The sequence below is a fragment of the Streptomyces sp. NPDC020807 genome (genome assembly GCF_040641575.1).
GTDB lineage: Bacteria > Actinomycetota > Actinomycetes > Streptomycetales > Streptomycetaceae > Streptomyces.
Genome location: NZ_JBFADU010000014.1, coordinates 147453 through 171962, shown reverse-complemented (window position 1 = coordinate 171962; position 24510 = coordinate 147453). Strand labels below are relative to the sequence as shown.

At 74.7% G+C, this 24510-nt stretch carries 21 protein-coding genes and 2 pseudogenes; 12 read left to right on the top strand and 11 right to left on the bottom strand.

What is annotated here, in order from left to right; translation table 11 throughout:
• Both AB0G79_RS21405 and AB0G79_RS21400 read right to left on the bottom strand, forming a co-directional pair.
• Positions 1–107: pseudogene (locus tag AB0G79_RS21405) on the bottom strand (RNA polymerase sigma factor SigF); the annotation flags it as partial.
• Between the two features lie 233 nt (positions 108–340).
• Positions 341–865 (bottom strand): annotated as a pseudogene (locus AB0G79_RS21400) (hypothetical protein); the annotation flags it as partial.
• 397 nt (positions 866–1262) lie between these two features.
• On the opposite strand from AB0G79_RS21400, the gene AB0G79_RS21395 reads away from it, so the two are divergent.
• On the top strand, positions 1263–1700 hold the full coding sequence (locus tag AB0G79_RS21395) for a nitroreductase family deazaflavin-dependent oxidoreductase (protein WP_360808674.1): 438 nt from the start codon (positions 1263–1265) through the stop codon (positions 1698–1700).
• A gap of 91 nt (positions 1701–1791) precedes the next feature.
• On the opposite strand, the gene AB0G79_RS21390 is transcribed toward AB0G79_RS21395, so the two are convergent.
• Positions 1792–2193, bottom strand: a complete 402-nt coding sequence (locus AB0G79_RS21390) for a MarR family transcriptional regulator (protein ID WP_360808691.1) — start codon at positions 2191–2193, stop codon at positions 1792–1794.
• Between the two features lie 144 nt (positions 2194–2337).
• Between AB0G79_RS21390 and AB0G79_RS21385 the strand changes: the two genes are divergently transcribed.
• The 5 genes from AB0G79_RS21385 (at position 2338) to AB0G79_RS21365 (ending at position 7973) form a co-directional block, all read left to right on the top strand.
• Positions 2338–3102 carry a crotonase/enoyl-CoA hydratase family protein gene (locus AB0G79_RS21385; protein WP_360808672.1) on the top strand — a complete coding sequence of 255 codons (765 nt, stop codon included), beginning with the start codon at positions 2338–2340 and terminating at the stop codon, positions 3100–3102.
• Entirely contained in the window at positions 3099–5147 is a 2049-nt protein-coding gene (locus AB0G79_RS21380) for an acetoacetate--CoA ligase (RefSeq protein WP_360808670.1), read from the top strand. Before AB0G79_RS21385 ends, AB0G79_RS21380 begins: the two co-directional genes overlap by 4 nt.
• Positions 5144–6028 (top strand): 3-hydroxyacyl-CoA dehydrogenase NAD-binding domain-containing protein, encoded by an 885-nt coding sequence (locus AB0G79_RS21375; protein ID WP_360808668.1) that lies wholly within the window; start codon positions 5144–5146, stop codon positions 6026–6028. The genes AB0G79_RS21380 and AB0G79_RS21375 overlap by 4 nt, the downstream gene beginning before the upstream one ends.
• A 16-nt stretch (positions 6029–6044) precedes the next feature.
• Positions 6045–6905 (top strand): amidohydrolase family protein, encoded by an 861-nt coding sequence (locus AB0G79_RS21370; RefSeq protein WP_360808689.1) that lies wholly within the window; start codon positions 6045–6047, stop codon positions 6903–6905.
• A gap of 144 nt (positions 6906–7049) precedes the next feature.
• Positions 7050–7973: an XRE family transcriptional regulator gene (locus tag AB0G79_RS21365; protein WP_360808666.1), complete on the top strand. Its 924-nt coding sequence runs from the start codon at positions 7050–7052 to the stop codon at positions 7971–7973.
• A gap of 52 nt (positions 7974–8025) precedes the next feature.
• On the opposite strand, the gene AB0G79_RS21360 is transcribed toward AB0G79_RS21365, so the two are convergent.
• On the bottom strand, positions 8026–9441 hold the full coding sequence (locus AB0G79_RS21360) for a family 43 glycosylhydrolase (protein WP_360808664.1): 1416 nt from the start codon (positions 9439–9441) through the stop codon (positions 8026–8028).
• Between the two features lie 279 nt (positions 9442–9720).
• On the opposite strand from AB0G79_RS21360, the gene AB0G79_RS21355 reads away from it, so the two are divergent.
• Positions 9721–10647, top strand: coding sequence for a hypothetical protein (locus AB0G79_RS21355; RefSeq protein ID WP_360808662.1), 927 nt, complete (start codon positions 9721–9723; stop codon positions 10645–10647).
• Positions 10648–10745: 98 nt separating this feature from the next.
• A complete protein-coding gene (locus tag AB0G79_RS21350; RefSeq protein ID WP_360808659.1) occupies positions 10746–11180 on the top strand; it encodes a peptidase inhibitor family I36 protein in 435 nt (144 codons plus the stop codon).
• Between the two features lie 2 nt (positions 11181–11182).
• On the opposite strand, the gene AB0G79_RS21345 is transcribed toward AB0G79_RS21350, so the two are convergent.
• Complete coding sequence (locus AB0G79_RS21345; protein ID WP_360808658.1) at positions 11183–12583, bottom strand: tetratricopeptide repeat protein; 1401 nt, start codon at positions 12581–12583, stop codon at positions 11183–11185.
• A gap of 137 nt (positions 12584–12720) precedes the next feature.
• Between AB0G79_RS21345 and AB0G79_RS21340 the strand changes: the two genes are divergently transcribed.
• On the top strand, positions 12721–14100 hold the full coding sequence (locus AB0G79_RS21340) for an MFS transporter (protein ID WP_360808656.1): 1380 nt from the start codon (positions 12721–12723) through the stop codon (positions 14098–14100).
• 7 nt (positions 14101–14107) lie between these two features.
• Here the strand turns inward: AB0G79_RS21340 and AB0G79_RS21335 are convergent, their stop codons facing one another.
• The 6 genes from AB0G79_RS21335 to AB0G79_RS21310 form a co-directional block, all read right to left on the bottom strand.
• Positions 14108–16000, bottom strand: coding sequence for a GAF domain-containing protein (locus AB0G79_RS21335; protein WP_360808653.1), 1893 nt, complete (start codon positions 15998–16000; stop codon positions 14108–14110).
• Positions 16001–16088: 88 nt separating this feature from the next.
• Positions 16089–16913: a 3-hydroxybutyrate dehydrogenase gene (locus tag AB0G79_RS21330; protein WP_360808651.1), complete on the bottom strand. Its 825-nt coding sequence runs from the start codon at positions 16911–16913 to the stop codon at positions 16089–16091.
• Between the two features lie 55 nt (positions 16914–16968).
• Positions 16969–17451, bottom strand: coding sequence for an NUDIX domain-containing protein (locus tag AB0G79_RS21325; RefSeq protein WP_360808649.1), 483 nt, complete (start codon positions 17449–17451; stop codon positions 16969–16971).
• Between the two features lie 72 nt (positions 17452–17523).
• Complete coding sequence (lnt, locus tag AB0G79_RS21320) at positions 17524–19176, bottom strand: apolipoprotein N-acyltransferase (RefSeq protein WP_360808647.1); 1653 nt, start codon at positions 19174–19176, stop codon at positions 17524–17526.
• A 143-nt stretch (positions 19177–19319) separates the two neighbouring features.
• Complete coding sequence (locus tag AB0G79_RS21315; protein WP_360808645.1) at positions 19320–19955, bottom strand: hypothetical protein; 636 nt, start codon at positions 19953–19955, stop codon at positions 19320–19322.
• Positions 19956–20017: 62 nt separating this feature from the next.
• Complete coding sequence (locus tag AB0G79_RS21310) at positions 20018–20815, bottom strand: aspartate/glutamate racemase family protein (protein WP_360808643.1); 798 nt, start codon at positions 20813–20815, stop codon at positions 20018–20020.
• A 58-nt stretch (positions 20816–20873) separates the two neighbouring features.
• Between AB0G79_RS21310 and AB0G79_RS21305 the strand changes: the two genes are divergently transcribed.
• From AB0G79_RS21305 to AB0G79_RS21295, 3 genes are all read left to right on the top strand, one after another.
• Positions 20874–22091, top strand: a complete 1218-nt coding sequence (locus AB0G79_RS21305) for a glycosyltransferase (RefSeq protein WP_360808641.1) — start codon at positions 20874–20876, stop codon at positions 22089–22091.
• 161 nt (positions 22092–22252) lie between these two features.
• Positions 22253–23680 carry an amidase gene (locus AB0G79_RS21300; protein ID WP_360808639.1) on the top strand — a complete coding sequence of 476 codons (1428 nt, stop codon included), beginning with the start codon at positions 22253–22255 and terminating at the stop codon, positions 23678–23680.
• 284 nt (positions 23681–23964) lie between these two features.
• Positions 23965–24471 carry a DUF6643 family protein gene (locus AB0G79_RS21295; RefSeq protein WP_360808637.1) on the top strand — a complete coding sequence of 169 codons (507 nt, stop codon included), beginning with the start codon at positions 23965–23967 and terminating at the stop codon, positions 24469–24471.
• Positions 24472–24510: the final 39 nt, after the last annotated feature.

Here is a 24510-nt window from a genome sequence, read left to right as displayed (position 1 = left end):
AAGAACCGCAGCAGCAGGATCCGCTTCTCCCGGGGCGGCAAGTCCTCCAGGAGCGGCTTGAGCGACTCGCGGTACTCGACGCCCTCCAGCGCCTCCTCCTCAGCACCGCACCGGGGGCGTCCGCGCCGCGCCGGCGCACGGCCACCTCGGCGCCCGCGGCGCGCAGCCACGGGGCCAGGGCGGCGCCGAGGGCCGCGCGGTGCGGATCGGGCTCCGGCCGGGCCCTCTCGAAGACGAGCAGTTCCACGAAGGGGCGGCGGTGGACGGCCGCGCTGTGGTGGCCTGCCGTCGTCGCGAGGCCCAGGATCGCCGGGGTCATCGCCGTACCCGCCGGAACGAGGCACTCCCCGGCGCGGCACTCCTGTCCTCGCGGCCGCACGTGACCACCGGGGCCGAGGTTGCCGGGCGCGGCCCGCAGGAGGCCGCCCGGCGGCGGTCCCGCGCCGCCGTCCTCCCGGCGCAGGACGGCGGTCGTGCCGTCGGGGAGGCGGGCGCCCGCGGCGACGGCCACGGCGGCGCCGGGGGCGAGGAGGTCCGGCGGCGGCCCGTCGGCGTCGTCCAGCCGCCACGGGCCGTCTCCCGAGATCGCCCAGCCGTCCACGGCGGAGGTGGCGTACGGCGGGAGGTCGACGACGGCGAACAGGGGCTCGGCGAGGACGTGGCCGAGGACGCCGACGGGCTCGGGGCCGAGCCGCCGGCGGGCGTCCGGGCCCCGGTCCGGGTCAAGGTCCGGGTACGGGTCCAGGTCCGGATCCAAGTCCGGACCCAAGTCCGGGTCCAGGTCCAGGTCCAAGCCCAGGTCAAGGTCCGGATCCGGGCCCAGGCCCAGGCCCAGGCCCAGGTCCAGGCCCAGGCCCAGGTCCATCGTCACCGCCTCCAGTGGGCCGTCCGCACTGTCGCGGGACCGCGCCCGGGCCGTCCGCCAGTCCAGGCGGCCCGGCTCCGGGGTCCGTGTCGTCCCGCCCGTCTCGGCGGGCTCCCGTTCCTCCGCCCTCCGCGCCAGTGCCGCCGTCGCCCCCTCCAGGCGTTCGCGGGTGAGTTCGGCCTCCCATTCGGCCTCGACCGCGGCGATCCACTGGCGCATGTCCCGCATTCGGCTCCGCTCCCCTTCTCCGATGGACCGTCATCCGAACACGCCGCACCCGTCCACGGCCGTGTGACACCTCGGGACGTCACCCGCGCCGCCCCGGGACGATCGGTTAGCGTCGGGAGGAAGGCGGTCCCGGCATCCGGTGCAGGCCGCCGCGGAGGAAAGGAACACCATGCCCCTCGAAGGTGAGTACGAGCCCAGCCCGTCGGCGTGGGTGCGCGAGCAGGTCGAGCTGTACGAGTCGTCCGGCGGCACGGAGGGCACGACGATGCGGGACCTGCCCGTCGTGCTCGTGACGAGCGTCGGCGCCCGCAGCGGCAAGCTCCGCAAGACGCCCCTCATGCGCGTGGAGCACGAGGGCGCGTACGCGCTCGTGGCGTCGAACGGCGGCGCGGTCGCCCACCCCGTCTGGTACCACAACCTCGTCGCCTCGCCGCTGGTCGAACTGCGCGACAGGACCGAGAAGTGGGACATGAAGGCCCGCGTCGCCACGGGCGAGGAGCGGCAGGCCTGGTGGGAGCGGGCCGTCGAGGCGTTCCCCGACTACGCCGACTACCAGCGGAAGACGGACCGGGAGATCCCGGTCTTCGTCCTGGAGCGGATCAGCTGAGAGCCGCCCGCGGGACACCGGGGGCGGATCTGCCGAGAGGCGCCCGCGGGACACCGGGGGCGCCTCGGCCGAGCGTCGGACGCGAGCGGTCTCAGCCGAGCGCCGCGCGCGAGCGGTTCAGGTAGTCGCGGAAGGCCGACCGTTCGCGGGCCGTGAAGCCCGTGAGCATCTCGTCCTCCAGCGCCTGGACGGCGGGGGCGTGGCGGTCGAGCAGCGCGCGGCCCTCGTCGGTGAGGCCGATGACCTGGCGCCGCTTGCTGAGCGGGTCGGGGCACTTCGCGATGAGGCCGCGCCGCTCCAGCGCTCCGACCAGGTCGGACATCGACTGGGGGGTGACGAAGGAGTTGCGGGCGAGCTCCGCGGACGACATGCCGTCCCGGCGTTCGAGCACCGTCAGCGCCGTGTACTGGAGGGCCGTGACCCCCGAGGGCTTGAGCAGCTCGTCGAGCCTCGCCCGGGTGGCCAGTTCGACCTGCTTCACCGAGTACAGCATGGACGGCACCGTGGCCTCCGTCACTATCCCTCCCCCTCCTCGCGCCACCATCAGGAATCCTGTCGAAAATTCTAGCCCAACCCCCTTGTCCAGCGGCGGCATCGCTGCCGATACTCAGGATTCCTGATATTTGAGGAGTCCTTCTTGAGCACGCTTTCGATCGACCGCCGCGACGGAGTGGCGATCCTGACGCTCTGCCGCCCGGCCAAGCGCAACGCCCTCGACGACGCCACCGTTCTGGCGATCGAGGAGTTCTTCCGCAAGCCGGGTGCCGACGTCCGCGCGGTCGTCCTGGACGCCGAGGGTGACCACTTCTCGGCCGGCCTCGACCTCGGTGAGCTGACCGAGCGGACCACCGGCGAGGCCCTCGAGCACTCGCTGATGTGGCACCGGGTCTTCGACACGATCGAGGGCGGGCGCGTACCCGTCGTCGCCGCTCTGAAGGGCGCCGTCATCGGCGGCGGCCTGGAGCTCGCCGCCACCGCGCACATCCGCGTCGCCGAACCCTCCACGTTCTACGCGCTCCCCGAGGGCCAGCGCGGCCTGTTCGTCGGCGGCGGCGGCTCGGTCCGCGTCCCCCGGCTCATCGGCGCGCACCGCATGGCGGACATGATGCTCACCGGCCGTGTCCTGAGCGCCGACGAGGGCCAGGCCTTCGGCCTCTCCCACTACCTCACCGAGGAGGGCGGCGCCCGGGCCAAGGCGATCGAGCTGGCCGAGCGGATCGCGACCAACGCGCCGCTCACCAACTTCGCGGTCCTCCAGGCGCTCCCCCGCATCGCCGAGGCCTCCCCGGCCGGCGGCATGCTGCTCGAATCCCTGATGTCCTCCGTCGCCGCCGGCAGCGCCGAAGCCCAGGAGAGGATGCGGGCGTTCCTCGACGGCCGCGCCGGAAAGGTCACCCGATGAGCGAGAGCACCCCCCGGACCCCCTCCGCCGACGCGCCCGACGGCGAGGTCCTCAGCGTCCCCGGCCCCGGCGTCCTCGACGAGTCCGAGATCGGCCGCTTCATCGCCTGGCTCGCCGCCGAGCGCGGGCTGACGTTCTCCGACTACGACGGCCTGTGGCAGTGGTCCGTGACGGACCTCGAAGGCTTCTGGTCGGCGGTCTGGGAGTTCTTCGACGTCCGCCCGCACACCGAGCCCACCGCGACCCTCGGCCGCCGCTCGATGCCGGACACCGAGTGGTTCCCGGGCTCGACCCTCAACTACGCCGAGCACGCCCTCCGCCGCATCGGCGCCGACGGCACCGAGCACGACGACTCCGACGTCGCCGTCGTCGCCCACTCGCAGACCCGCGAGCCCGTCGAGCTCACCTTCGGCGAGCTGCGCGAGCAGGTCGGCCGGGCGCGGGCCGGTCTGCTGCGCCTCGGCGTCCGCAAGGGCGACCGGGTCGTCGCGTACCTCCCGAACATCCCCGAGACGCTCGTCGCCTTCCTCGCCACCGCGAGCATCGGCGCGATCTGGGCGGCCTGTGCGCCGGAGTTCGGCCCGCGCAGCGTCGTCGACCGCTTCGCCCAGCTCGAACCGAAGGTGCTGCTCACCGTCGCCGGGTACCGCTTCGGCGAGAAGGACGTCGACCGCCGTGCCGAGGTCGCCGAGATCGCGGCGCAGCTGCCGACCGTCCAGCACGTCGTCCACGTGCCGTACGGCGCGAACGAGCTGCCCGACACGCTCGGCTGGGGCGAGCTGCTCGCCGAGCCCGGCGCCGCCGTGTTCGAGCCCGTACCGTTCGACCACCCGCTGTTCGTGCTGTTCTCCTCCGGCACCACCGGCATCCCGAAGGCGATCGTCCACCGCCACGGCGGGATCCTGCTCGAACACCTGAAGAACAACGCGCTGAGCTGGGACCTCAAGCCGGGCGACCGGATGCTGTGGTTCAGCACCACGGCCTGGATGCTGTGGAACACGCTGGTCTCGTCGCTCCTCGTCCGCGCCTCGATCGTCATGATCGACGGCAACCCCGTCCACCCCGACCTGCGCGCGCAGTGGCGCATAGCGGAGGAGACGGGCGCGACCCTCATGGGCGTCAGCCCCGGCTACCTGATGGCCTGCCGCAAGGCCGGCGTCCGCCCCGCCGAGGAGTTCGACCTCTCGCGCCTGCGGCAGCTCGGCGCGGCCGGCAGCCCGCTGGCCGCCGAGGGCTTCCGCTGGGTGGCCGAGCAGTTCGGCGACCAGGTGCTCCTGAACGTCGGCTGCGGCGGTACGGACGTGTGCACCGGCATCCTCCAGGGCAGCCCGCTCCAGACCGTGCGCGCCGGCGAGATCTCCGGCCCGTGCCTCGGCGTCGCCGCGTACGCCTTCGACAGCAAGGGCGAGCGGGTCGTCGGCGAGCTGGGCGAGCTGGTGATCACCGAGCCGATGCCGTCGATGCCGGTCGGCTTCTGGGGCGACACCGACGGGGCGCGCTACCGTGCCGCGTACTTCGAGGAGTTCCCCGGCGTGTGGCGCCACGGCGACTGGGTGCGGTTCGCCGAGGAGGGCCACTGCGTCGTCGCGGGCCGCTCCGACGCCACCCTCAACCGGGGCGGCGTCCGCCTCGGCACGGCGGAGTTCTACGCCGTCGTCGAGGACCTGCCGGAGATCGAGGACAGCCTCGTCGTCCACATCGAGGACCCGGAGGGCGGCAACGGCGAGCTGCTGCTGTTCGTCTCGGGCCCGGCCGAGCTCGACGACGCGCTCCGCAAGAAGATCGCCGTCGCGCTCCGCACCGCCCTCTCGCCGCGCCACGTCCCCGACGTCGTGGCCCGGGTGCCGCTGATCCCGCGCAACCGCACGGGCAAGAAGCTGGAGGTCCCGGTGAAGCGGATCCTCCTCGGCTCGACCCCCGAGTCCGTCGCGAGCAAGGACGTCCTCGCCGACCCGCGCTCGCTGGACAGCTTCGTCGCGTACGCCGCCGAGCGCGCGGCCACCGCCGCGAACGCCACCGGTAGCACCGCCGGGAGCGCGTCGTGAAGGTCGCCGTCGTCGGCAGCGGCGTCATCGGCGCCTCCTGGACGACGCTCTTCCTCCGGTACGGGCACGAGGTCGTCGCCACCGACCCCGCGCCGGGCGCCGAGGACCGGCTGCGGGCGGCCGTCACGGGCGACCAGACCCTGCTGACGTTCACGGCCGACGTCGAGGAGGCCGTCGCGGACGCCGGGTTCGTCCAGGAGAACGGGCCCGAGCGGCCCGAGCTCAAGGACGGGCTCTTCGCCGCGCTCGACGCGGCCGCCCCGCCGGAGACGGTCCTGGCGAGCAGCTCCTCCGGGCTGCTCCCCTCCCGGATCCAGCAGGCGTGCGGGGCCCACCCCGAGCGGGTGCTCGTCGGGCACCCGTTCAACCCGCCGCACCTCATCCCGCTGGTCGAGGTCGTGCCCGGCGAGCGGACCGGCGAGCCGGCCGTCGAGGCGGCCATGGCCTTCTACCGCAGCCTGGGCCGCAAGCCGATCCGGCTGCGTCAGGAGCTTCCGGGGCACGTCGCCAACCGGCTCCAGGCGGCGCTGTGGCGGGAGGCGTACTCCCTGGTGGACCGGGGCGCGGCGACCGTCTCCGACATCGACACCGCCATCGCCCACGGGCCCGGGCTGCGCTGGGCGCTGCTCGGCCCGTTCCTCAACCAGCACCTCTCGGGCGGCGCGGGCGGCATCGCGCACGTCCTGGAGCACCTCGGCCCGCCGATGGAGGAGTGGTGGGCCGACCTCGGTGCGCCGAGCCTGACGCCGGAGCTCGCGCACCGGATCACCGATCAGGTCGCGGAGGAGCTGGCCGGGACCGGCGTGGAGTCGCTGGTCGCCGAGCGGGACGCCCTGCTGACCCACCTCATCGAAGCCAAGAACCGGACCGAGCACCTGTGAGCCCCCGATGACCACCCTGAACACCAGCGGCCTGACGGCGATCGACTTCCACGTCCACGTGGAGCAGGACGCCCACGGCCACCTCGCGCTCGACGCCGAGCTGATGGACGCGTCGGCCGCGTACTTCAAGTCCGGCCAGGACCGCACCCCGACCGTCGAGCGGCTCGCCGAGCACTACCGCGAGCGGAACATGGCGGCCGTGATCTTCACGGTGGACGCCACGACGGGCCTCGGCCACCCGGCCCTGTCCAGCGAGGAGATCGCGCGGGCGGCGGCCGACCACCCGGACGTGCTCATCCCGTTCGGCTCCGTCGACCCGCACCGCCCGGACGCAGTCGAGCGGGCCCGCTCGCTCGTCCGCGACCACGGCGTGCGCGGCTTCAAGTTCCACCCGAGCCTCCAGGCCTTCGCGCCGAACGACACGGCGTACTACCCGCTGTACGAGGCGCTCCAGGAGCTGGGCGTCCCGGCCCTCTTCCACACCGGCCAGTCCGGCATCGGCGCGGGTCTCCCGGGCGGGCGCGGCATCAAGCTGCGCTACTCGGACCCGATGCTCCTCGACGACGTCGCCGCCGACTTCCCCGGCCTGACGGTCGTCCTGGCGCACCCGTCGGTGCCGTGGCAGGACGAGGCGATCTCGATCGCCACGCACAAGGCGAACGTGTTCATCGACCTGTCGGGCTGGTCCCCGAAGTACTTCCCGCCGCAGCTCGTCCGCGCCGCCGGCTCCTTCCTCAGGCACAAGGTGCTGTTCGGTTCGGACTACCCCGTGGTCACGCCGGACCGCTGGCTGCGCGACTTCGACACGCTCGACATCAAGCCCGAGGTCCGTCCGCTGATCCTGAAGGAGAACGCGATCCGGGTCCTGGGTCTCTGACACGCCCTCACGACACGGGCCCTTCCGAGGGGCGCCCTGCGCGCGCCCCTCGGAAGGGTGAACGTGTTTGCCAGCGTGATCCACCGCGCCCTACCGTTCTGACCTGCTGAAACGCTCATCACCTCAGGACAGAAGGGCGCCGTCATGGCTGCCGACCCGCGCGACGAAGACCGACCCGCCCGCGCGCTCGGCAGAGCGCTGCGCGACCTCCAACGCCGCTCCGGGTGCACGCTGAAGGACCTGGAGGAGAAGGTCCTCATCAGCGACTCCTCGCTCTCCCGGTACTTCCGGGGGACGACGGTGCCGCCGTGGGAGACCGTGCGCGACCTGTGCCGGGCGCTGGACGGCGACCCGTCGGCGTACCGGCACCTGTGGCTGGCTGCGGAGGGCGGGCAGCGGGACGGGGCGGCGCCCGCGCAGGCGCCGGAGGAGACGCGGGGACCCTCGGAGACGCGGGGACCCGAGGAAACGCGGGGATCCGAGGTGTCGCTGGGATCCGAGGTGTCGCAGGGGCCGGAGGAAGGGCGGGCACCGGAGGCGCCGCCGGTGCGTAGGGGGCGCGTGGCCTGGGGGCTGGCCGGGGCGGTGCTCGGTCTCGCGGTCGGCATCACGGGCACGGCGCTCGTCGTCCGGCCGGGGACCCCGCTTTCGCCGTCCGCCGGCGACAAGGCGCCACCGAGCGCCGGGAGGTCCGGTTCCGCCGCCTCCGACGTCCACCGGATCTTCGTGAGCCGCGCGACGGGCTCCTGCCTCGACGACAGTCTCGACAAGGGCACCCGTTCCTACGCGTGCAACGGCATGTCGTACCAGCGCTGGACGGTGCACACCACGGCGGACGGCGGGCTGGAGCTGCGGAACCACGCGACGGGCCGGTGCCTCGACCTCACCCCCGATGGCCCGTCGGCCCGGGACTGCGGCACGGCCGCGAGCCAGCGGTGGACCGTGACCGCACGGGACGACACGGCGGTGGAGGTGCGGAGTGCGACCTCCGCGCTCTGCCTGGACGACGGCACGGAGGGCCTGCGCGCGATCCCGTGCGACCGGTCGGTCCGTCAGCAGTGGGGTTAGGGCGTGTGTCGAAAGTGGCGCCGCCGGGCAGGCGCCACTTTCGACACACGCCTTAGCCGGCCGGCCCGACCCGCACGGCGTCCAGCTCCGCGTACCGCTCCCCCTTCGTGAGGCGGACGGTGTTCCATCCCCCGACCAGGTCGACCGGGACCTCGCGGGAGCGCCACGCGTCCCAGCCGGTGTACGGGTAGTCGACGACGCCCGCCGAGGTCCCGTTCACCGTGAGGAAGTGGGTGGCGGGCGCCGGAGCCCCGGCGGCGTCGAGGGATCCGTTGCCGTGACGGACGCTCAGGGTGTGCCGGCCCGCGTCGGTGGCGAAGACGCGGAACTCGACGAAGCTGTCGGGGTCGTCGATGTGGCCGACGGCCCGGTCGCCCCAGGCGTCCCTGGCCTGACGGACGGTCGCCCGGTGGATCCGGGCGAGCTCCGCCTCGTACGTGACCCTGTTGCCGGAGACGTACGGGCGGCCGTCCTCGAAGGTGAGCTCGGCGGCGTACAGCACCCGTCGGGAGCGTTCGGGGCCGACGTACCCGTGGAAGAGGATCCGGTCCCGGCCGTCGGGTCCCGTGACGACGTCCTGTCCGCCGGGTCCGCCCACGGCGTCCGCCCAGGAATCGGTGGTCATGAGGGGTGCGTCGCCCTTCGTGTACGGGCCGGTGAGCGCGTCGGCGGTGGCCCAGCCCGTCGCGTACCCGTCACCGCGGTAGTCGCCTGCCGAGTACAGCAGGACGTACCGGCCGTGGCGCTTCACGAGTGTGGGCGCCTCGACGAGTCCGTTCTCCCAGGGGCGGTCCTGCCGCACGAGCCGCACCGCCTCGCCGGTGACGCGGCTGCCGTCCCGGGTGACCGGCTGGAGGTGGAGCCAGGTGTCCAGCTCGCAGCAGTTGCCGTCGCTCTTCCAGAGCAGGTACCGGGTGCCGTGCTCGCTGTACGTCGACGCGTCGATGGCGCCGCCCGCCTCGGTCGGGCAGACGAGCGGACCGTCCCCGGTCGGGCGGAACGGGCCGCCGGGGGTGGCGGACAGCGCTGCGCCGACGCACTGGCGTCCGCCGGCGCGGTCGCGGGCCGTGTAGAGGAGGGTGAAGCCGTCGCCGTTGTCGAAGACCTCGGGCGCCCAGACGTGCCCGGGCGGGTCGAGGGTGACCCAGGCTCCGACGGTCGGCAGCACGTCGGCCGGGTCGACGGTCCAGTGGACGAGGTCGGCGGAGGTGGCGTGCTGGACGTTGCGGCCGTGGGCGTTGGTGGCGTAGGCGTGGAAGAGGCCGTCGGCCGCCCGGACGACGTCGGGGTCGGCGAAGTCCTGGTCGAGGACGGGGGCCGGGGGCCCGGCGGGGGGCGCGGCGGTGGGGGCGGGGGCGGCGCCGACCGGCACGGCCGCGACGCATGAGGCCGCGCCCAGTACGAGGGCCGCGAGGACCCTTCGCCGCAGGGGTCCGCGCTTCCGTCCGCTGCCGTGGGGCACGACCACACTCACTCCTCACCGTCGGGCGCCCGCGGGCCTGTCGCGCGGGCGCACCGGGACAACGACCGCGACGGCGACGCGTTGTGGTGCGAGCGCGCCTCCGTCCCCGCCGTCCCCCGTCCCGGGACGCGCCCGTCCCCGCAGGTCGGAGGGGGCGGGATCCCGACTTGCCGGGACCGCCCGGGACACGCTTGCGGTCGTGTTCCCGGCCCCCGCATGCTGCGGACGTCGGGCCGTCTCCGGTACCTCGGCCCCCCTCCCCCACCTCTCTCCGCGAGGAGTCCCATGCCCAGGCACCCCCGTGCCCGCGTCCTCACCGCGACCGCGCTCTCCGCACTCGTCGTGCTCCCCGCCCTCACCGCGCTGGCGCTCCTGGCCGGCCCGGACGGACCGGCGGACGAACGTCCGCCCCCGCCCCTCCCCCGCGCGACCGGGCCGGCGACGGCGGAGGACCGCCTCCTGCACGACGCGGAACAACGCCTGCTCCGCGACTGCATGGCCCGGCACGGCTTCGTGTACCGCGTCTTCCCGCTCGACGACGTGCCGGAGGCGAGGACCTTCGCGTACGTGCTCGACGACGCGGCCTGGGCCGGGAGGCACGGCTACGGCTCCGAGCTGCGCCGGCGGCAACGGGAGCTCGCCCGGACCGACCCGAACCGCGCCTACTTCGCCGCGCTGCCGGCCGCCCGCAAGGCGGCGGCCCTGGTGGCCGCCAACGGGCCCTCCCCGGACGGCCTGACGGTGCGGCTCCCGGGCGGCGGAACGGTCCGTCGCAGCGACCGCGGCTGCGTCGCCGAGTCGCGGCGGCTGCTGTACGGGGACGGTGGCGCCTGGTTCCGTGCGTCGAACCGGGTCGAGGCCCTGGAGCAGCTCCGGCGCGGCCGCGTCACGGCGGAGGCCGTCTACGGCGCCCGGCTCGACGCCTGGCGCGTGTGCATGCGGCGCGCCGGGCACCCGTACGCCGCCCCGGCCGACGCCCGCGACGCCGCGCTCTCCCCCGTACGCCCGCTCGGCGAGCGGCGGGAGGTCGCCCTCGCGCTCGCCGAGGTGCGGTGCGGCGCGGAGTCGGGGCTCGCCCGGACGGCGCGAGAGCTCGACGACCGGCACGGGAGGCTCCTGGCCCGCGAGTACCGCGCGGACGTCGAGACGCGCGAGCGGCTCAGGGCGGCGGCGCTGCCCCGGGCGCGCCTCGTCCTCGCCTCCGGGAGCTGACACCACCCCGAGACCCCGCCGCGCGGACGTCGCCCGGCGGTCGCTCCACCCGATCCACCCGATCCAGCCGATCCACCCATCCCAGAAGGAGATCCCTCATGCGCGTCAAGCGTGCCCTCGTCACCGTACTCACCGCCGGGGCGCTGGCCCTGGTGACCGGCCCGGGCGCCGGGGCGGCCGGAGCCGCGCCCGCCTCACCGGCCGTGTCGGCCCCCGCTCCCGACGGCTTCCTCTACGCCTGGGAGCAGCCGCACGCCGGCGGCTTCCACTGCCGCTGGACGGAGGACAACGCCAACTGGGCGGGTTGCCGCAACAAGGTCTCGGACGTCTGGAACAACGGCTTCCCGGGTCGCGGCGAGGACGTCCGGCTGTTCTACGGCCTGGAGTGGACCGGTTCCTGGGTCTGCCTCCACCGGGGCGACTCGTTCCCCGACCTGGTCAACGACGACGTGCGGTTCTTCAGCGCCGGCGCGGGCCGGGGCGAGCGGGTGAACGACAACGTCTCGTCGCACGACTGGGTCGACCGCTGCTGAGGTCAACCCCGCATCGGTGCCGGCCCGACGGGACCCCCCGTCGGGCCGGTGCCCCGTGCGGCGGCCAGACGGGCCTGGGTGAGCCGGTTGTAGGGGCTGTCGGGACGCAGGCCGCTGCGCTCGCTGAGGAGGGCGCGGGCGAGGTCGTGGCGTCCGGCGGCGAGCGCCGATTCCAGGAGGGTCTTCTGGACGGCGTCGCGCTGGGCGTGGCTGCCGCCGTACTCGTGGAGGCGGCGGCGGATCGGTTGGAGGATGTCGACGACGGCGGCGTGGTCGCCGCGGGCGTGGGCGAGCAGGGCGCGGCAGACGGGGAGGCCGATGTCGGCGGTCATGGCGCGGTTGGAGACGGTGAACTCGCCGGGGGTGCCCGGCTCTCGCAGCCATCGCTCCCGCTCGGCGATGAGCCGTTCGGCGGCGGCGGGGCGTCCGGCGCCGACGTAGGCCATGACGGCGTGCACGTCGTTGAAGGCGTAGAAGGCGGGGTCGTCCCGCAGGGCCCAGGCGTCGGCGAGCGCCTCCCAGCGTGCGGTCTGCTCGGCGCCGGCCAGATGGAGCCGCCACAGCAGGGCCGAGGCGTCGAGGAGTTGCATGGCGAGACCGGCGGACTCGGACGGGTGCAGGGACGTGTCGTGGACCCGCAGGGCGGTGGCGGTGTCGCCGGTTTCGAGCGCGAAGAGCGCGTAGTGCCACCAGTTGTGGACGCTGAGGAAGTTGCCGTCGGTCCAGTCGGCGGTGCGCGCGTCGAGATAGGCGACGCCGTCGTCGAACCGGCCGCGCATCTCGTGGGTGTGGACGACCGCGTGGATGGCCCACACGTCGCGGGGGTTGCGGTCCACGGCCTCCTGGCCGACGGCCTCGGCGCGGTCGTACTGCCCCGACTCCTCCAGGCCGAAGGCGTACATGCCGAGCAGCGGGCCCCGGTGGGGGTCGTCCGCGTCCCAGGCGGAGAGCGCGCCGCCGATCCGGTCGCGCAGGCGCGGGGCGTCCCCGGTGAGGAAGTCGAGCTGGTGCCCGACGAAGAGGGCGAGCGCGTCGCGCGGGTACGCGAGGGTGAGCTCCTCCAGCACGCCGGAGGCCCGTCCGAGGTCGCCCGCGAGGAGCGCCTCGGCGGCGGCGGTGTGCAGGCGCTCGCGCGGCGGCAGCGCCGTACGGTCGAGGCCCGAGGCGTACGCGTCGAAGCGTCGTCGCGCGGCGGCGGCGTCCGCGGGCTCGGTGCCGAGCACGCCCAGGTAGGCCGCGAAGGCCTGCCCGACGGGCGAGGCGGGGTCGGCGAGGAGGAGTTCCTCGACGGCCGGGCCCACGTCGGGCCGGAAGAAGAGCAGCGCCTCGACGGCCCGGTCCAGGTGGCCGGCCCCTTCCGCGGTCGCCTCGTGAAGGGCGTGGCCGTAGCGGTCGTTCACCAACGCGGATCACCTCACGTGTCGCCGGATGCCGTCGGGATCACTATGCCGCCATCCCGTCCTCCGGCGCGGGAGCGAACTCGACTTTCGCCGGGGCGACTTGAAGGTGACAGCCTCGCGACACAGGACTGCAATTTCACATGGCACGTGTGGTAGATCTGCACGTCATGCGTTCACGCCCGTCCCTCCGTGTCCCCGTCCGAGGCCGTTCCGGCCGCACCTCCCCACCCGGCGCCCGCTCCCCCGCCGACACCGGATCCGCGTCCGGTGCCGGATCCGCGTCCGACACCGGATCCGCGTCCGGCGCGTACCGGCGGGTGCTCGGCACGCCCGTGGTCACCCGCACGCTCGTGGCGCTGCTCTGCACCCGGCTCGCCACGCCGGTGCTGAGCCTGGCGCTGATCCTCGCGACCGCCGGGAAGTTCGGCTCGTACGCCGTGGCCGGACTCGTGGGCGCCGTGCACGGGGCCTCCCAGGCGCTGGCCGGGGGCCTGTCGGGACGGGTGGCGGGCCGGTACCGGCCGGACCGGGTGCTGACCGGGTACCTGCTGGCCCACGCCCTCGCCTACGTCGTCCTCCTGACGCTTCTCTGGTCGCCGGGACCGGCGCCCGCGGCGGTGGCCGTCGGGGCGGGACTGCTCGGCGCGACCGCCCCGCCGTTCAGCGCGGTCGTCCGCTCGGCCTGGCCGCGACTCGTCGACGCCGAGTCGCTGCACGCCGTCTACGCCCTGGACAACCTCACGAACGAGATGATGTTCGTCGCCGGTCCCCTGCTCGTCACCGTGGCCGAGCGGTGGATGACGGCCGAACTCGCCATTGCCGTCGCGGGGGCCGCCCTGGTGACCGGCGGCACCGCCCTGCTGCTGACCCCGCGGCCCGCCCGGGAGACGCTCCTCCGGCCTCCGCAGGAGCCGCCCTCGGGCACCGCGGTCTCGCGGTGGAAGGCCCTCGCGGGGCCCTTCTCCCACCGGCCGACGGCCGTCCTGCTCGCCGTCGCCGGTCTCGCCACCGCCACGTACGGGGCGCTGCGCCTCGGGGTCGTCGCCGACGCGGGGGCCACCGGGCACGAGGACCGGTCGGGGCTCCTCCTCGTGGCCCTCTCCGTGGGCGCCGTCGCGGGCGCGCTCTGGTTCGGGCGACGGCCGCGCGCCTCCCGGCGGCGCCTGCTCGTCCGTCTCTGCCTGGCCGGGGCGGTCACCTGCCTCGCGGCGGCCTGGTCCCCGGGGCTCGGGGCGCTCGCCGCGCTCCTCGCCCTCTTCGGCTTCGTGGAGGGCTCCCGCGGCTCGCTCGAACAGGTCCTGGTCGCCGACCACGCCCCGGCCGCGCTGCGCACCGAGTCCTTCGCGTGGCTGAACAGCATGCTCTGGCTGGGGTACGCGGTCGGCACGGCGGTCGCCGGTCCCTTCGTCGGCGCGACCGGCGGCGCCGCCGCGTTCGTGCTCGCCGCCGTCGTCTCGGCGGTCGCCGCGGCGGGGGCGCTCCTGCTCCCCCGCGACCGGGACCCGGACGGTACGGCCTGACGGACGCTCAGGCCCCGGGCGCCGCCGTCGACAGGGCGTGCAGCCGCAGGGCGAGCTGGATCTCCAGGGCGCGGGCGGGGGACTGCCAGTCCGCGCCCAGGAGACGGCCGACGCGTTCGAGCCGCTGGGCGACCGTGTTGACGTGGACGTGGAGGTCGTCCTTGGTGCGGGCGGGGCTCATGCCGCTGGCGAAGTAGGCGTCCAGGGTGCGGACGAGGTCGGTGCCCCTGCGGTGGTCGTACGCGACGACCTGGCCGATCGTCCGGTCGACGAAGCCGCCGATGTCGCGGCTGTCGGCGAGCAGCAGGCCGAGGAAGCCGAGGTCCTCGGCTGCGGCGCCCTCGCCGGAGCGGTGCAGCAGGCGGAGGGTCTCCAGGCAGCGGCGGGCCTCGGCGTACGCGACGGAGACCCGGTCCGCGTGGTCGAGGTGCTCCGGTACGGGCGCGGAGGCGCCGACGGTGACCGGTTCGCGGAGGGTGCCGCCGAGGTGGCGGGCGGTCTGGCGGGCTAGTTCGGCGGCGGTCTCGCCGGGGCCGAGCGGCAGCAGCAGGACCGTGCCCCCGTCGCGTACGGAGGCGAGGCCGCGGCGGGTGGCGGCGAGGTGCGAGGCGGCGGCGCCGAGGCGGCGGCGGTCGGCTCCCTCCCTGCGGCCGGCGTCGGCCTCGGTGGCGCCGTCGGCCCGGTCGACGCGGGCGGCGAGCACCACGTGGGGCGCGTCGCTGTCGGCGCGGAGCCGGGCGGCCCGCTCGCGCAGGAGGCGGCGGTCGCGGTCGGGGGCGTCGAGCAGGTCGTCGAGGAGCTCGCCCCGGACCCGCTGCTCGGCCTCGCCCGCCGAGCGGCGGGCGAGCAGCAGCAGGGAGGTGACGAGGGCGGCCCGCTCCAGGGTCCGCTGGTCGACGGGGTCGAGCTCGGGCCGGCCGCGCAGGACGAGGGCGCCGAGCGTCTCGCCCCCGACGGACACGGCGGCCACCCAGTCGTCGTCCTCGCGGACCACGTGGCCGTCGGCGCGGCGCGCGGATCCGGCGTCCGCCTCGGTGAACTCGACGGTGCCGCCGATGACCTCGGAGACGGCGTCGGCCACGTCGTGGACACCGCCGCCGTGCAGCACGAGCTCGGAGAGCCGGTCGTGGACCTCGGAGGCCCGCTCGATGACCGCGCTGTGCTCGCGGATGATGCCGTTGGCACGCTCCAGGCCGGCGAGGGCCGCGCGGGTCTCGGCGAGGAGGTTGGCCGTGTCGATGGCGACGGCGGCGTGCGCGGCGAACGAGCAGAGCAGGGAGACCTGCTCGCGCTCGAAGACCCTCGACCTGCGGTCGGCGGCGAAGAGGACGCCGATGACCTGGCTGCCGAGGCTCAGCGGCACGCCGAGGATGGCGACGAGGCCCTCGTCCCGTACGGCCGTGTCGATGGTGCGGGTGTGCTGGAAGCGGGCGTCGCCGAAGTAGTCGGCGGTGACGTAGGGCCGGGCGGTCTGGGCGACGAGGCCGCCGAGTCCCTCGCCCATGCCGAGTCGCACCTGCTGGAAGCGGGCGGAGACGGAGCCCTCGGTGACGCGCATGTACGTGTCCCCGGCGTCGGGGTCGTTGAGGCTGAGGTAGGCGACCTCGGTGCCGAGGAGCGAGCGGGCGCGCTGGACGATGGCGCGGAGCACCGCGTCGAGGTCGCGGAGGCCCGCGAGGTCGTGGGCGGTCTCGAAGAGCGCGGACAGCTCGGCCTCGCGCCGGCGTCGCCCTTCGAGGTCGGCGCGGACGCTCAGGGCGAGCGCCCTGGCCTCTTCGAGCGCGGCCAGCTCCTCGGGGCCCGCGCCGGTCGCACGGGCCAGGAGCACGGGCCGGTCGTAGGCCTCCGTGGCGGCTCCTCGGGCGAGGAGTTCCAGGTAGGAGACGTGTTCGTGGGACATGGACCTAGGGATACCTGGCCGGGGCGGGATCGCACCAGCCCCCTCGTGCCTGCCTGTGGACAACCGCGTCGGCGCCCGGCGGCGCAGCTCAGTGGGCGGTCCAGCCGCCGTCCAGGGTGAGCGAGGTGCCGGTGACGAAGGCGGCCCCCGGAGTGCACAGGTAGAGGACGGCCTCGGCGACCTCCGCCGGCTCGATGAGTCGCTTGAGCGCCGAGTCCCTGAGGAGGACCTCGGTGAGGACCCGGTCCTCGGGGAGGCCGTGGGCGGCGGCCTGATCGGCGATCTGCCGCTCCACCAGGGGCGTCCGCACATAGCCGGGGCACACACAGTTCGAGGTGACGCCGTGGGGCGCGCCTTCGAGGGCGGCGGTCTTGGAGAGGCCCTCCAGACCGTGTTTGGCGGCCACGTAGGCGGACTTGTAGGGGGAGGCGCGCAGGCCGTGGACGGAGGAGATGTTGACGATCCGGCCCCAGCCCTGGGCGTACATGTGGGGCAGGGCGCCCCTGATGAGCCGGAAGGGCGCCTCCAGCATCACGGTGAGGACGGTGTGGAAGACCTCCGGCGGGAACTCCTCGAGGGGGCGGACGAGCTGGATCCCGGCGTTGTTCACGAGGATGTCGGTGCCCGCGGCGACGGCCTCGGCGGCGTCCAGGTCGGTGAGGTCGAGCGTCTCCGGCACGACGGTCCCGGGGAGGCCGGGGATCGCGGCGGCCTCCTCGGCCAGGGCGGCGAGCCCGTCGGCCGCCCGGTCGACGGCCCTCACCCGCGCCCCTGCCGCGGCGAGCCGCAGCGCGCAGGCGCGTCCGATGCCGCCGGCCGCGCCGGTGACGAGCGCGGTGCGGCCGGTGAGGTCGAGGGCGATGGCGGTACCGGCGGGAGAGCCGGTGCCGGGCTCGGGAGTGGGGGCGCTCATGCTCCGCACCCTATGAACGGCCCCCTCCCCCACACATGTGCGGCGGGCCCATAGTTCAAACGGTGGCTGTGGGCCGGAACCATGTGGGTTCGTCGACCAGCGCCTTCTCGATCCGCCGGTTCGAGAAGCGCTTCATCTCCGGAAGGTCGTCCACGTCGAACCAGCCGACCTCGGTCGACTCGTCGTCGTTCACCCGCGCCTCGCCCCCGACGGCCCGGCAGTGGAAGGTCACGTCCATGTACTGGCAGGTGTCGCCGTTGGGGTACGTGATGGGCTTGGACAGGGTCTCGACGAGGAGGATCCGCTCGGGCACGCACCGCACGGCCGTCTCCTCGAAGACCTCGCGCACGGCGCAGTCGGCGGGCTGCTCCCCCGGCTCGACGATCCCCCCGATGACCGCCCACATCCCGTTGTCGGACCGCTTGCCGAGCAGGACCCGGCCCCGGTCGTCGAAGACGACCGCGCTGACGCCCGGCAGGAAGAGCAGCTGGTGGCCGGCCGTCCGGCGCAGTTCGCGGATGAAGTCAGGAGTAGCCATGGCCCCGACCCTAGGTCATCTCCGGGTCGGGGCCACGGGCTCGTCGCCGCAGGACGTGTCAGCGCCGCACGCTCACTCCGCCGGCGTGCGCCGGGCACGTACCGCGCGGGCTCCCGCCCAGCCGAGACCGGCCACGGCGAGGGCCGTGAGCAGCGCCTCGGGCAGGGTGCCCATGCGGGTCGCCGGGGTCAGCGAGGACCGCAGCGGCACCTTCTCGACGAGGACGTCCGGGGTGAACATCTTCGTCTGGGCGACGATCTCGCCGTCGGGCCGGATGACGGCGCTGACGCCGCTGGTGACGGGCACGACCACGGACCGGCTGTGCTCGACCGCCCGCACCCGCGACATCGCGAGCTGCTGGTAGGTCATCTCGCTGCGGCCGAAGGTGGCGTTGTTGCTGGGCACGGTGATGAGCTGTGCCCCGTCGGTGACGGTGTCGCGCACGGCCCAGTCGAAGGCGGCCTCGTAGCAGGTGGCGAGGCCGACCTTGGTGCCCGCGAGGTCGAAGACGCCGACCTTCGTGCCGGGGCCGAAGTCGCGGCTGACCCGGTCGACGTTGCTGTTGAAGAGGCGGACGAACGACCGCATCGGGATGTACTCGCCGAAGGGCTGGACGTGCCGCTTGTCGTACGTGGCGACCGGGCCCTTCCCCGGCTCCCACTGGATCAGCGTGTTGCGGAGCTTGCCGGTCGGCGGCGAGATGACGGCGCCGATGACCGTGGGCGCGTCGACGGCCCGCACGGCCTCGCTGATGACCTCGGCGGCGTCGGGGTTGGCGTACGGGTCGATGTCCGAGGAGTTCTCCGGCCACAGGACGAAGTCCGGCTGCGGTTCGCGGCCCTCCTTGACGGCCGCGGCGAGCTCGCGGGTGCGGGCGGCGTGGTTGTCGAGGACGGCGCGGCGCTGGGCGTTGAAGTCGAGGCCGAGGCGGGGCACGTTGCCCTGGACGGCGGCGACGGTGGCGGTGCCGTCCTCGGCGGAGTCGTCGACGAGCGGCAGGGCCGCGACGGCGCCGGTGACCGGGACGAGCACGGCGAGCGCGGCGGCCGCGAGCGGGCCGCGCGGGACGGTGCCGGTGGCGCGGTGGGCGCGGACCTGCCGGTACGTCTCGTAGAGGCCGAAGCCGCAGAGGGCGACGGCGAAGCCGAGCACCGGGGTGCCGCCGACGGCGGCGAGCGGGAGGAAGACGCCGTCGGCCTGGCCGAAGGCGATCTTGCCCCAGGGGAAGCCGCCGAACGGCACGCGCGCGCGTGCCGCCTCGCCGAGGACCCACACCCCGGCCGCGAGGAACGGCCACGCGGGCAGGCGGGAGACGGCGGCGACGCCGAGACCGACGGCGGCGACGAAGAGCGCCTCGACGGCGGCGAGGGCGATCCACGGACCGGGGCCCACCTCCTCGCCGGTCCAGACGAGGAGCGGCAGCATGAAGCCGAGCCCGGCCAGGTAGCCGAGGCCGAAACCGGCCCTCGGCCGACGGCCCCTGAGGGCCCAGCCGAGCAGGCCGAAGGCGGGCAGCGCGAGCCACCACAGGGGACGCGGCGGGAAGCTCAGGAAGAGCAGGATTCCGGACAGCAGGGCCGCTCCGGGCCGCACGAACCGCCGCAGCCGGGAGCCCGCGGAGGGCTTGCTCCCGGCTTCCGCTTCCGCGGCGGGCGCGCCCGCGCTCGCGGGCGTGGGCTCGCCGTCGGGTCCGGGTTCGTCGACTGGGGTGATGGTGGCGCTCACCTTGCGGAGTCTACGTCGCGCCCCTGTGGGCCAGAAGGCGGGACCTGCACGCCCCGCGCGGGTCTCACCCGCCGGGTGCGACGGCCCGTGCGGCTGCGCCGTGGACCGATCGGATCCGGCCACACCCGCGCGGGCGCCGACGCTCAGGCGCCCGTGGGCGCGGGCGGCGCGGCGGGACCGGAGGTGGCGGGGCCGGACTCGGCGGGGCCGGACGCGGGCGGCGGCACGGGCGGCCGCGCGCGCAGGAGCTCCTCGATGACCCGTACCGCCGCGGCGGCGTCGTCCACGGTGACCGTGAACGTACGGCCGTCGTCGAGCCGCAGGACGAGGCCCTCGCCGCCGCGGACGATCACGCCGGTGCCGTGGTCGGGGCGCCAGCGGTAGCCCCAGCCGCCCCAGTGCCGGGGCGTGACGCTCGGCACGTGGGCGACCCCGGTGACCCGGGCGAGGGGAATGCGGCGGCGCGGCAGCCCCACGTGGCCGCAGCGGACCTCCATGGCGCGGTCGTCGACCTTGACCGCCACGTGGACGAAGGCGAGTGTGCCGAAGAGGACGAGCAGTCCGGCCGCCAGGCAGCCGACGACCGCCATGACCAGGGCGGTGATGCCGGAGGTCCACGCCGACTCGACGGCCAGCGTGATGCCGAGGGCCATGAACGCGGCGCCCGCGACGGCGGCGAGCCACTGGAAGCGGTTGGTGGCGCGCCCGGCCCACACGGTCGGCCTGTGCCCGCCGTGGTGCGCGCGGCCCCGGGAGGGGTCCCGGGAGTGCTCCCTCATACCGAGAACGGTACCCGCGTTCCTCCGGGGCAGCGCGCCGGAGAGCGATCACGCACCCACGGTCAGTGAGCGGTGGCCGCGGCTCCCAGGATGCGCGCCTCGGGGTAGGTGAGGGCGGCGGCGGGGAGCGTGCCGGGCCGTCCGCTGAGGAGGACGGAGAGGCGGCCGGTGGGCTCGGCGTCGGGCGCGGGCTCGGCGCCGATGCGGCGCAGCGCCTGCGCGGCGACGGCCTCGGCGGAGCCGTGGAAGACGACCCGCGGGAGTCCGGCGGCGCGGCCGCGCGCTTCGAGGGCGGCGAGGATGCGGTCCTCGACGAGCTCGTAGTGGGTGCAGCCGAGGACGACCGCGCGGACGTCGTCGGAGGTGAGGGCGGCCGCGGCGGCGACGGCCAGGTCGACGGCCTCGGGGTCGGCGTGCTCGACGGCGTCGGCGAGTCCCGGGCACGGCACCTCGGTGACCTCGGCGCCGTCGGCGAAGTCGCGGATGAGCCCGCGCTGGTAGGCGCTGCCGGTGGTGGCGGGGGTGGCCCAGATGGCGATCTTGCCGCCGCCCGCGGCGGCGGGCTTGACGGCGGGGACGGTGCCGATGACCGGGATCTCGGGTTCGAGGGCGGCGCGCAGGGCCGGGAGGGCGTGCACGCTCGCGGTGTTGCAGGCCACGACGAGGGCGTCCGGCCGGTGGTCGGCGGCGGCGAGGGCGACGGCGAGGGCGCGCGCGGTCAGGTCCTCGGGGGTACGGGGCCCCCAGGGCATGCCGTCGGGGTCGTTGGAGATGAGCAGATCCGCGTCCGGCCGCAGCCGGCGCGTCGCGGCAGCCGCCGGGAGCAGGCCGATTCCGGAGTCCATGAGCGCGATCTTCACCCGGTCACCCTAGCCGATGGGCCTCTCCACCCCGGCGAACTGGGGCAGACTGCGACGAATGACCACCCTCGCCTGGTGCGCGTCCGTCTCCCTGGCCGTCTGGGTCTGGCTGCTGTTCGGCCAGGGCTTCTTCTGGCGCACGGACCAGCGTCTGCCGCCCGCGCCCTCCGCACCGCCGGACGGCTGGCCGCGCGTGGTGATCGTCGTGCCGGCCCGGGACGAGGCCGGGGTGCTCCCCCTCAGCCTGCCCTCGCTGCTCGCACAGGACTACCCGGGCGAGGCGGAGGTCGTGCTCGTGGACGACGGGAGCACGGACGGTACGGGCCGGGTGGCCGCGGAACTGGCGGCCGGGGCCCCGGGGCGCGGCGGGGGGCTGCCGCTCACCGTCGTGTCGCCGGGCGAGCCGGAGCCGGGCTGGACGGGGAAGCTGTGGGCGCTGCGGCACGGCATCGCGCTCGCACGCGCGCGTGGGCCGGAGTTCCTGCTCCTGACGGACGCGGACATCGCCCACGAGCCGGACAGTCTGCGGCTGCTGGTGGCGGCGGCCCGGGGGAACGGGCTCGACCTGGTATCGCAGATGGCCCGGCTGCGGGCGGTGAGCCCGTGGGAGCGGCTGGTCGTGCCGGCGTTCGTCTACTTCTTCGCTCAGCTCTACCCCTTCCGCCGGATCAACCGGCCGGGCGGCCGGGTGACGGCGGCGGCGGGCGGCTGCGTACTGCTGCGGACGGAGACGGCGGTGGCGGCCGGGGTGCCCGAGGTGATCCGCCGGGCGGTGATCGACGACGTGTCCCTCGCGCGGGCCGTGCGCCGGGTGGGCGGGCGGATCTGGCTGGGGCTCGCGGACCACGTGGACAGCGTCCGCCCGTACCCGGGGCTCGGGGAGCTGTGGCGGATGGTGTCGCGGAGCGCGTACGCGCAGCTGCGGCACAACCCGCTGCTGCTCGCGGGCACGGTCGCGGGTCTGGTGCTGGTCTACCTGCTGCCGCCGGTGGCGCTGGTCGTCGGCGTGGTGGCGGGTGACGCCCCCGCGGCGTGGGCGGGGGCGGCGGCCTGGGCGGTGATGACGGGGACGTACCTGCCCATGCTCCGCTACTACCGGCAGCCCCTCGCGCTCGCGCCGCTGCTGCCGTTCACCGCGTTCCTCTACCTCCTGATGACGGTGGACTCCGCCGTCCTGCACTACCGGGGCAGGGGTGCGGCGTGGAAGGGGCGGACGTACGCGGCGCCGGGGGCGACGCGGGGCGCGGAGCAGCGGTTGGGCGGGGGCGCCGAGTAGCGGTCGGTCGGCGGGCGGGGCCACGGCCTCGGATCGTCCGGCCCGCATCCCCGGGGCTTACGTCAACGCCGTTGACCCTCGACGGGGGCGGCGGTTCGATGCTGCCAGCGCGGCGGCCGACCGCCCGCGACACGTACCCCCGCTCCAGGAAGGCACCTGCCATGACCGACCCCGGCGACCTCGCCTACATGCCGGCCTCCGAGGCCCTCGCCCGCTTCCGCGACCGCTCGCTCTCCCCGGTCGAGCTGATGACCGCCGTCATCGAGCGCGCCGAGGCGGTCGAGTCCAAGGTGAACGCCCTCGCGGAGCGGACCTTCGAGGAGGCGCTCGCCGCCGCGCGCGCGGCCGAGGCGCGGTACGCCGGCAAGGGCGAGGCGCCCCGCGCCCTGGAGGGGCTCGCGGTCGCGACGAAGGAGGAGCAGCCGATCGCGGGCCGCAGCGCCACGGACGGTTCGCTGGCCTTCCGCGACGAGATCGCCGAGGAGACGCACCCGGTGGTCGACCGCGTCCAGGCCGCGGGCGGCATCGTGCACGCGCGGACGACGACGCCGGAGTTCAGCTGCGCGGCCTTCACGCAGTCGCGGCTGTGGGGCGTGACGCGCAACCCGTGGAACCCGGAGTTCAGCCCAGGCGGTTCCTCCGGCGGCGCCGGCGCCGCGCTCGCGGCGGGCGAGACGACGCTCGCTACCGGCTCGGACATCGGCGGCTCCATCCGCATCCCGGCCTCCTTCACCGGCACGGTCGGCTACAAGCCGCCGTACGGCCGGGTGCCGGCGATGGCGCCGTTCAACCTCGACACGTACTGCCACGACGGCCCGATGGCGCGGTCCGTCGCCGACGTCGCGCTGCTCCAGAACGTGATCGCGGGCCCGCACCCGCTCGACGCGGTCTCCCTGCGCCCCAAGTTCACGCTGCCGGAGCGGTTCGAGGGCGTCGAGGGCATGCGGGTGGCACTCTCGGTGACGCTCGGGGACTGGCCGGTCGACCCCGACGTCGAGGCGAACACGCGCGCCGTCGCCGGCGCCCTGCGGGCGGCGGGGGCGATCGTCGAGGAGGTGGAGGTGCCGATCCGCCGCGCCGACGTCATGGAGGCGGCGAACATCCACTTCGGCTCCATCTTCGGCCCGTACGTCACCTCGGTCGCCGCCGAGCACGGCGACCTGCTGACCGGGTACGCGCTGGAGTTCGCCCGGACGACCGCCGAGGCCGCGAGCGCGCCGGGCAGCATCATGCGCGGTCTGGAGATCGAGGCGCGTATACAGGCGACGCTGGGTCTCCTCCTCGACCGGTACGACGTGCTGCTCTGCCCCACCACCGCCATCCCGGCACTCAAGGCCGACGACGACTACCTGTCGACGAAGGTCGTGATCAACGGCGTCGAGCTCGACTCCTACATCGAGGCCGCGATGACGACGGTCTTCAACATCGCCAGCCGCTGCCCCGTCCTGAGCGTGCCCTCCGGTCTCGCGTCGAACGGCGTCCCGACGGGCGTCCAGGTCGTCGGCCGCACCTACGACGACACGAGCGTCTTCCGGGTGGCCACCGCGATCGAGGCCGTGCGGCCCTGGAGCACCCGCCCGAGCCTCTGATCGATCGGAGTGATCGATCAAAAGGCCTTTTCCGGGGGTTGCAGTTACTGACGGTATCCCCTCGATAATCCTGCGTTTCGAACGCGCGGGAGCGAATGCCGTCCGCCCGCGCACGAGCGGGCGGACGGCACGTTCACTTCACCTTCCGCGCACAGGAAATCCCTCGTTGTTAACACAGTCTTTATCAATGTTTCGGCAGGTCAGGGCGGCAAAACCCGCGTAAATCGGATCGGCCGAAGATGGGGACTCCCCAACCGGCACATCGTGGGCTTAACTTATGTGCCATGACCTCCCCCCGTGCCACCTATGGAGGCGGTTTCCACACCGCGCCGTCCTTCCCGGACACCCCCATCTACGACTCCTTGGTCGCGGAACGGGGTACGCCTCAGATCGCCCCGATCCGAGTGCCCTCCGCCTACGACACCGGCGGCTTCCCCGCCCCCGCGGGCGGCTCCTACCTGCCGGCGCTCCCCTCGGCACTGCCCGCCCTCCCGGCCGCGCCCGTCCAGCAGCAGCACGCTCCCGTCTACGGCGGCGGTTACGGCTACCCGCAGCCCGCCCCGCAGATGGCCCCGGCGCCGCTCCAGCAGGCCCCCGGCCCGTACATCCCGCAGCAGCCGGTGGCCCCGCGCGGCTACCAGGGCTCGCCGTACCCGCAGCAGCCCCGCCCGGCCGCCGCCGGATACGAGGCGATGCGCCCGGCCGCCCCGCGGCCCGTACCGGCCCAGGTTCCGGCGCCCTCTCCGTACGACGACCCGTACAACCGCCCCTACCAGGGCGGGGGTTACTGACCCGCACGGCGATCCCCACGGCGATCCCCACGGCGACCC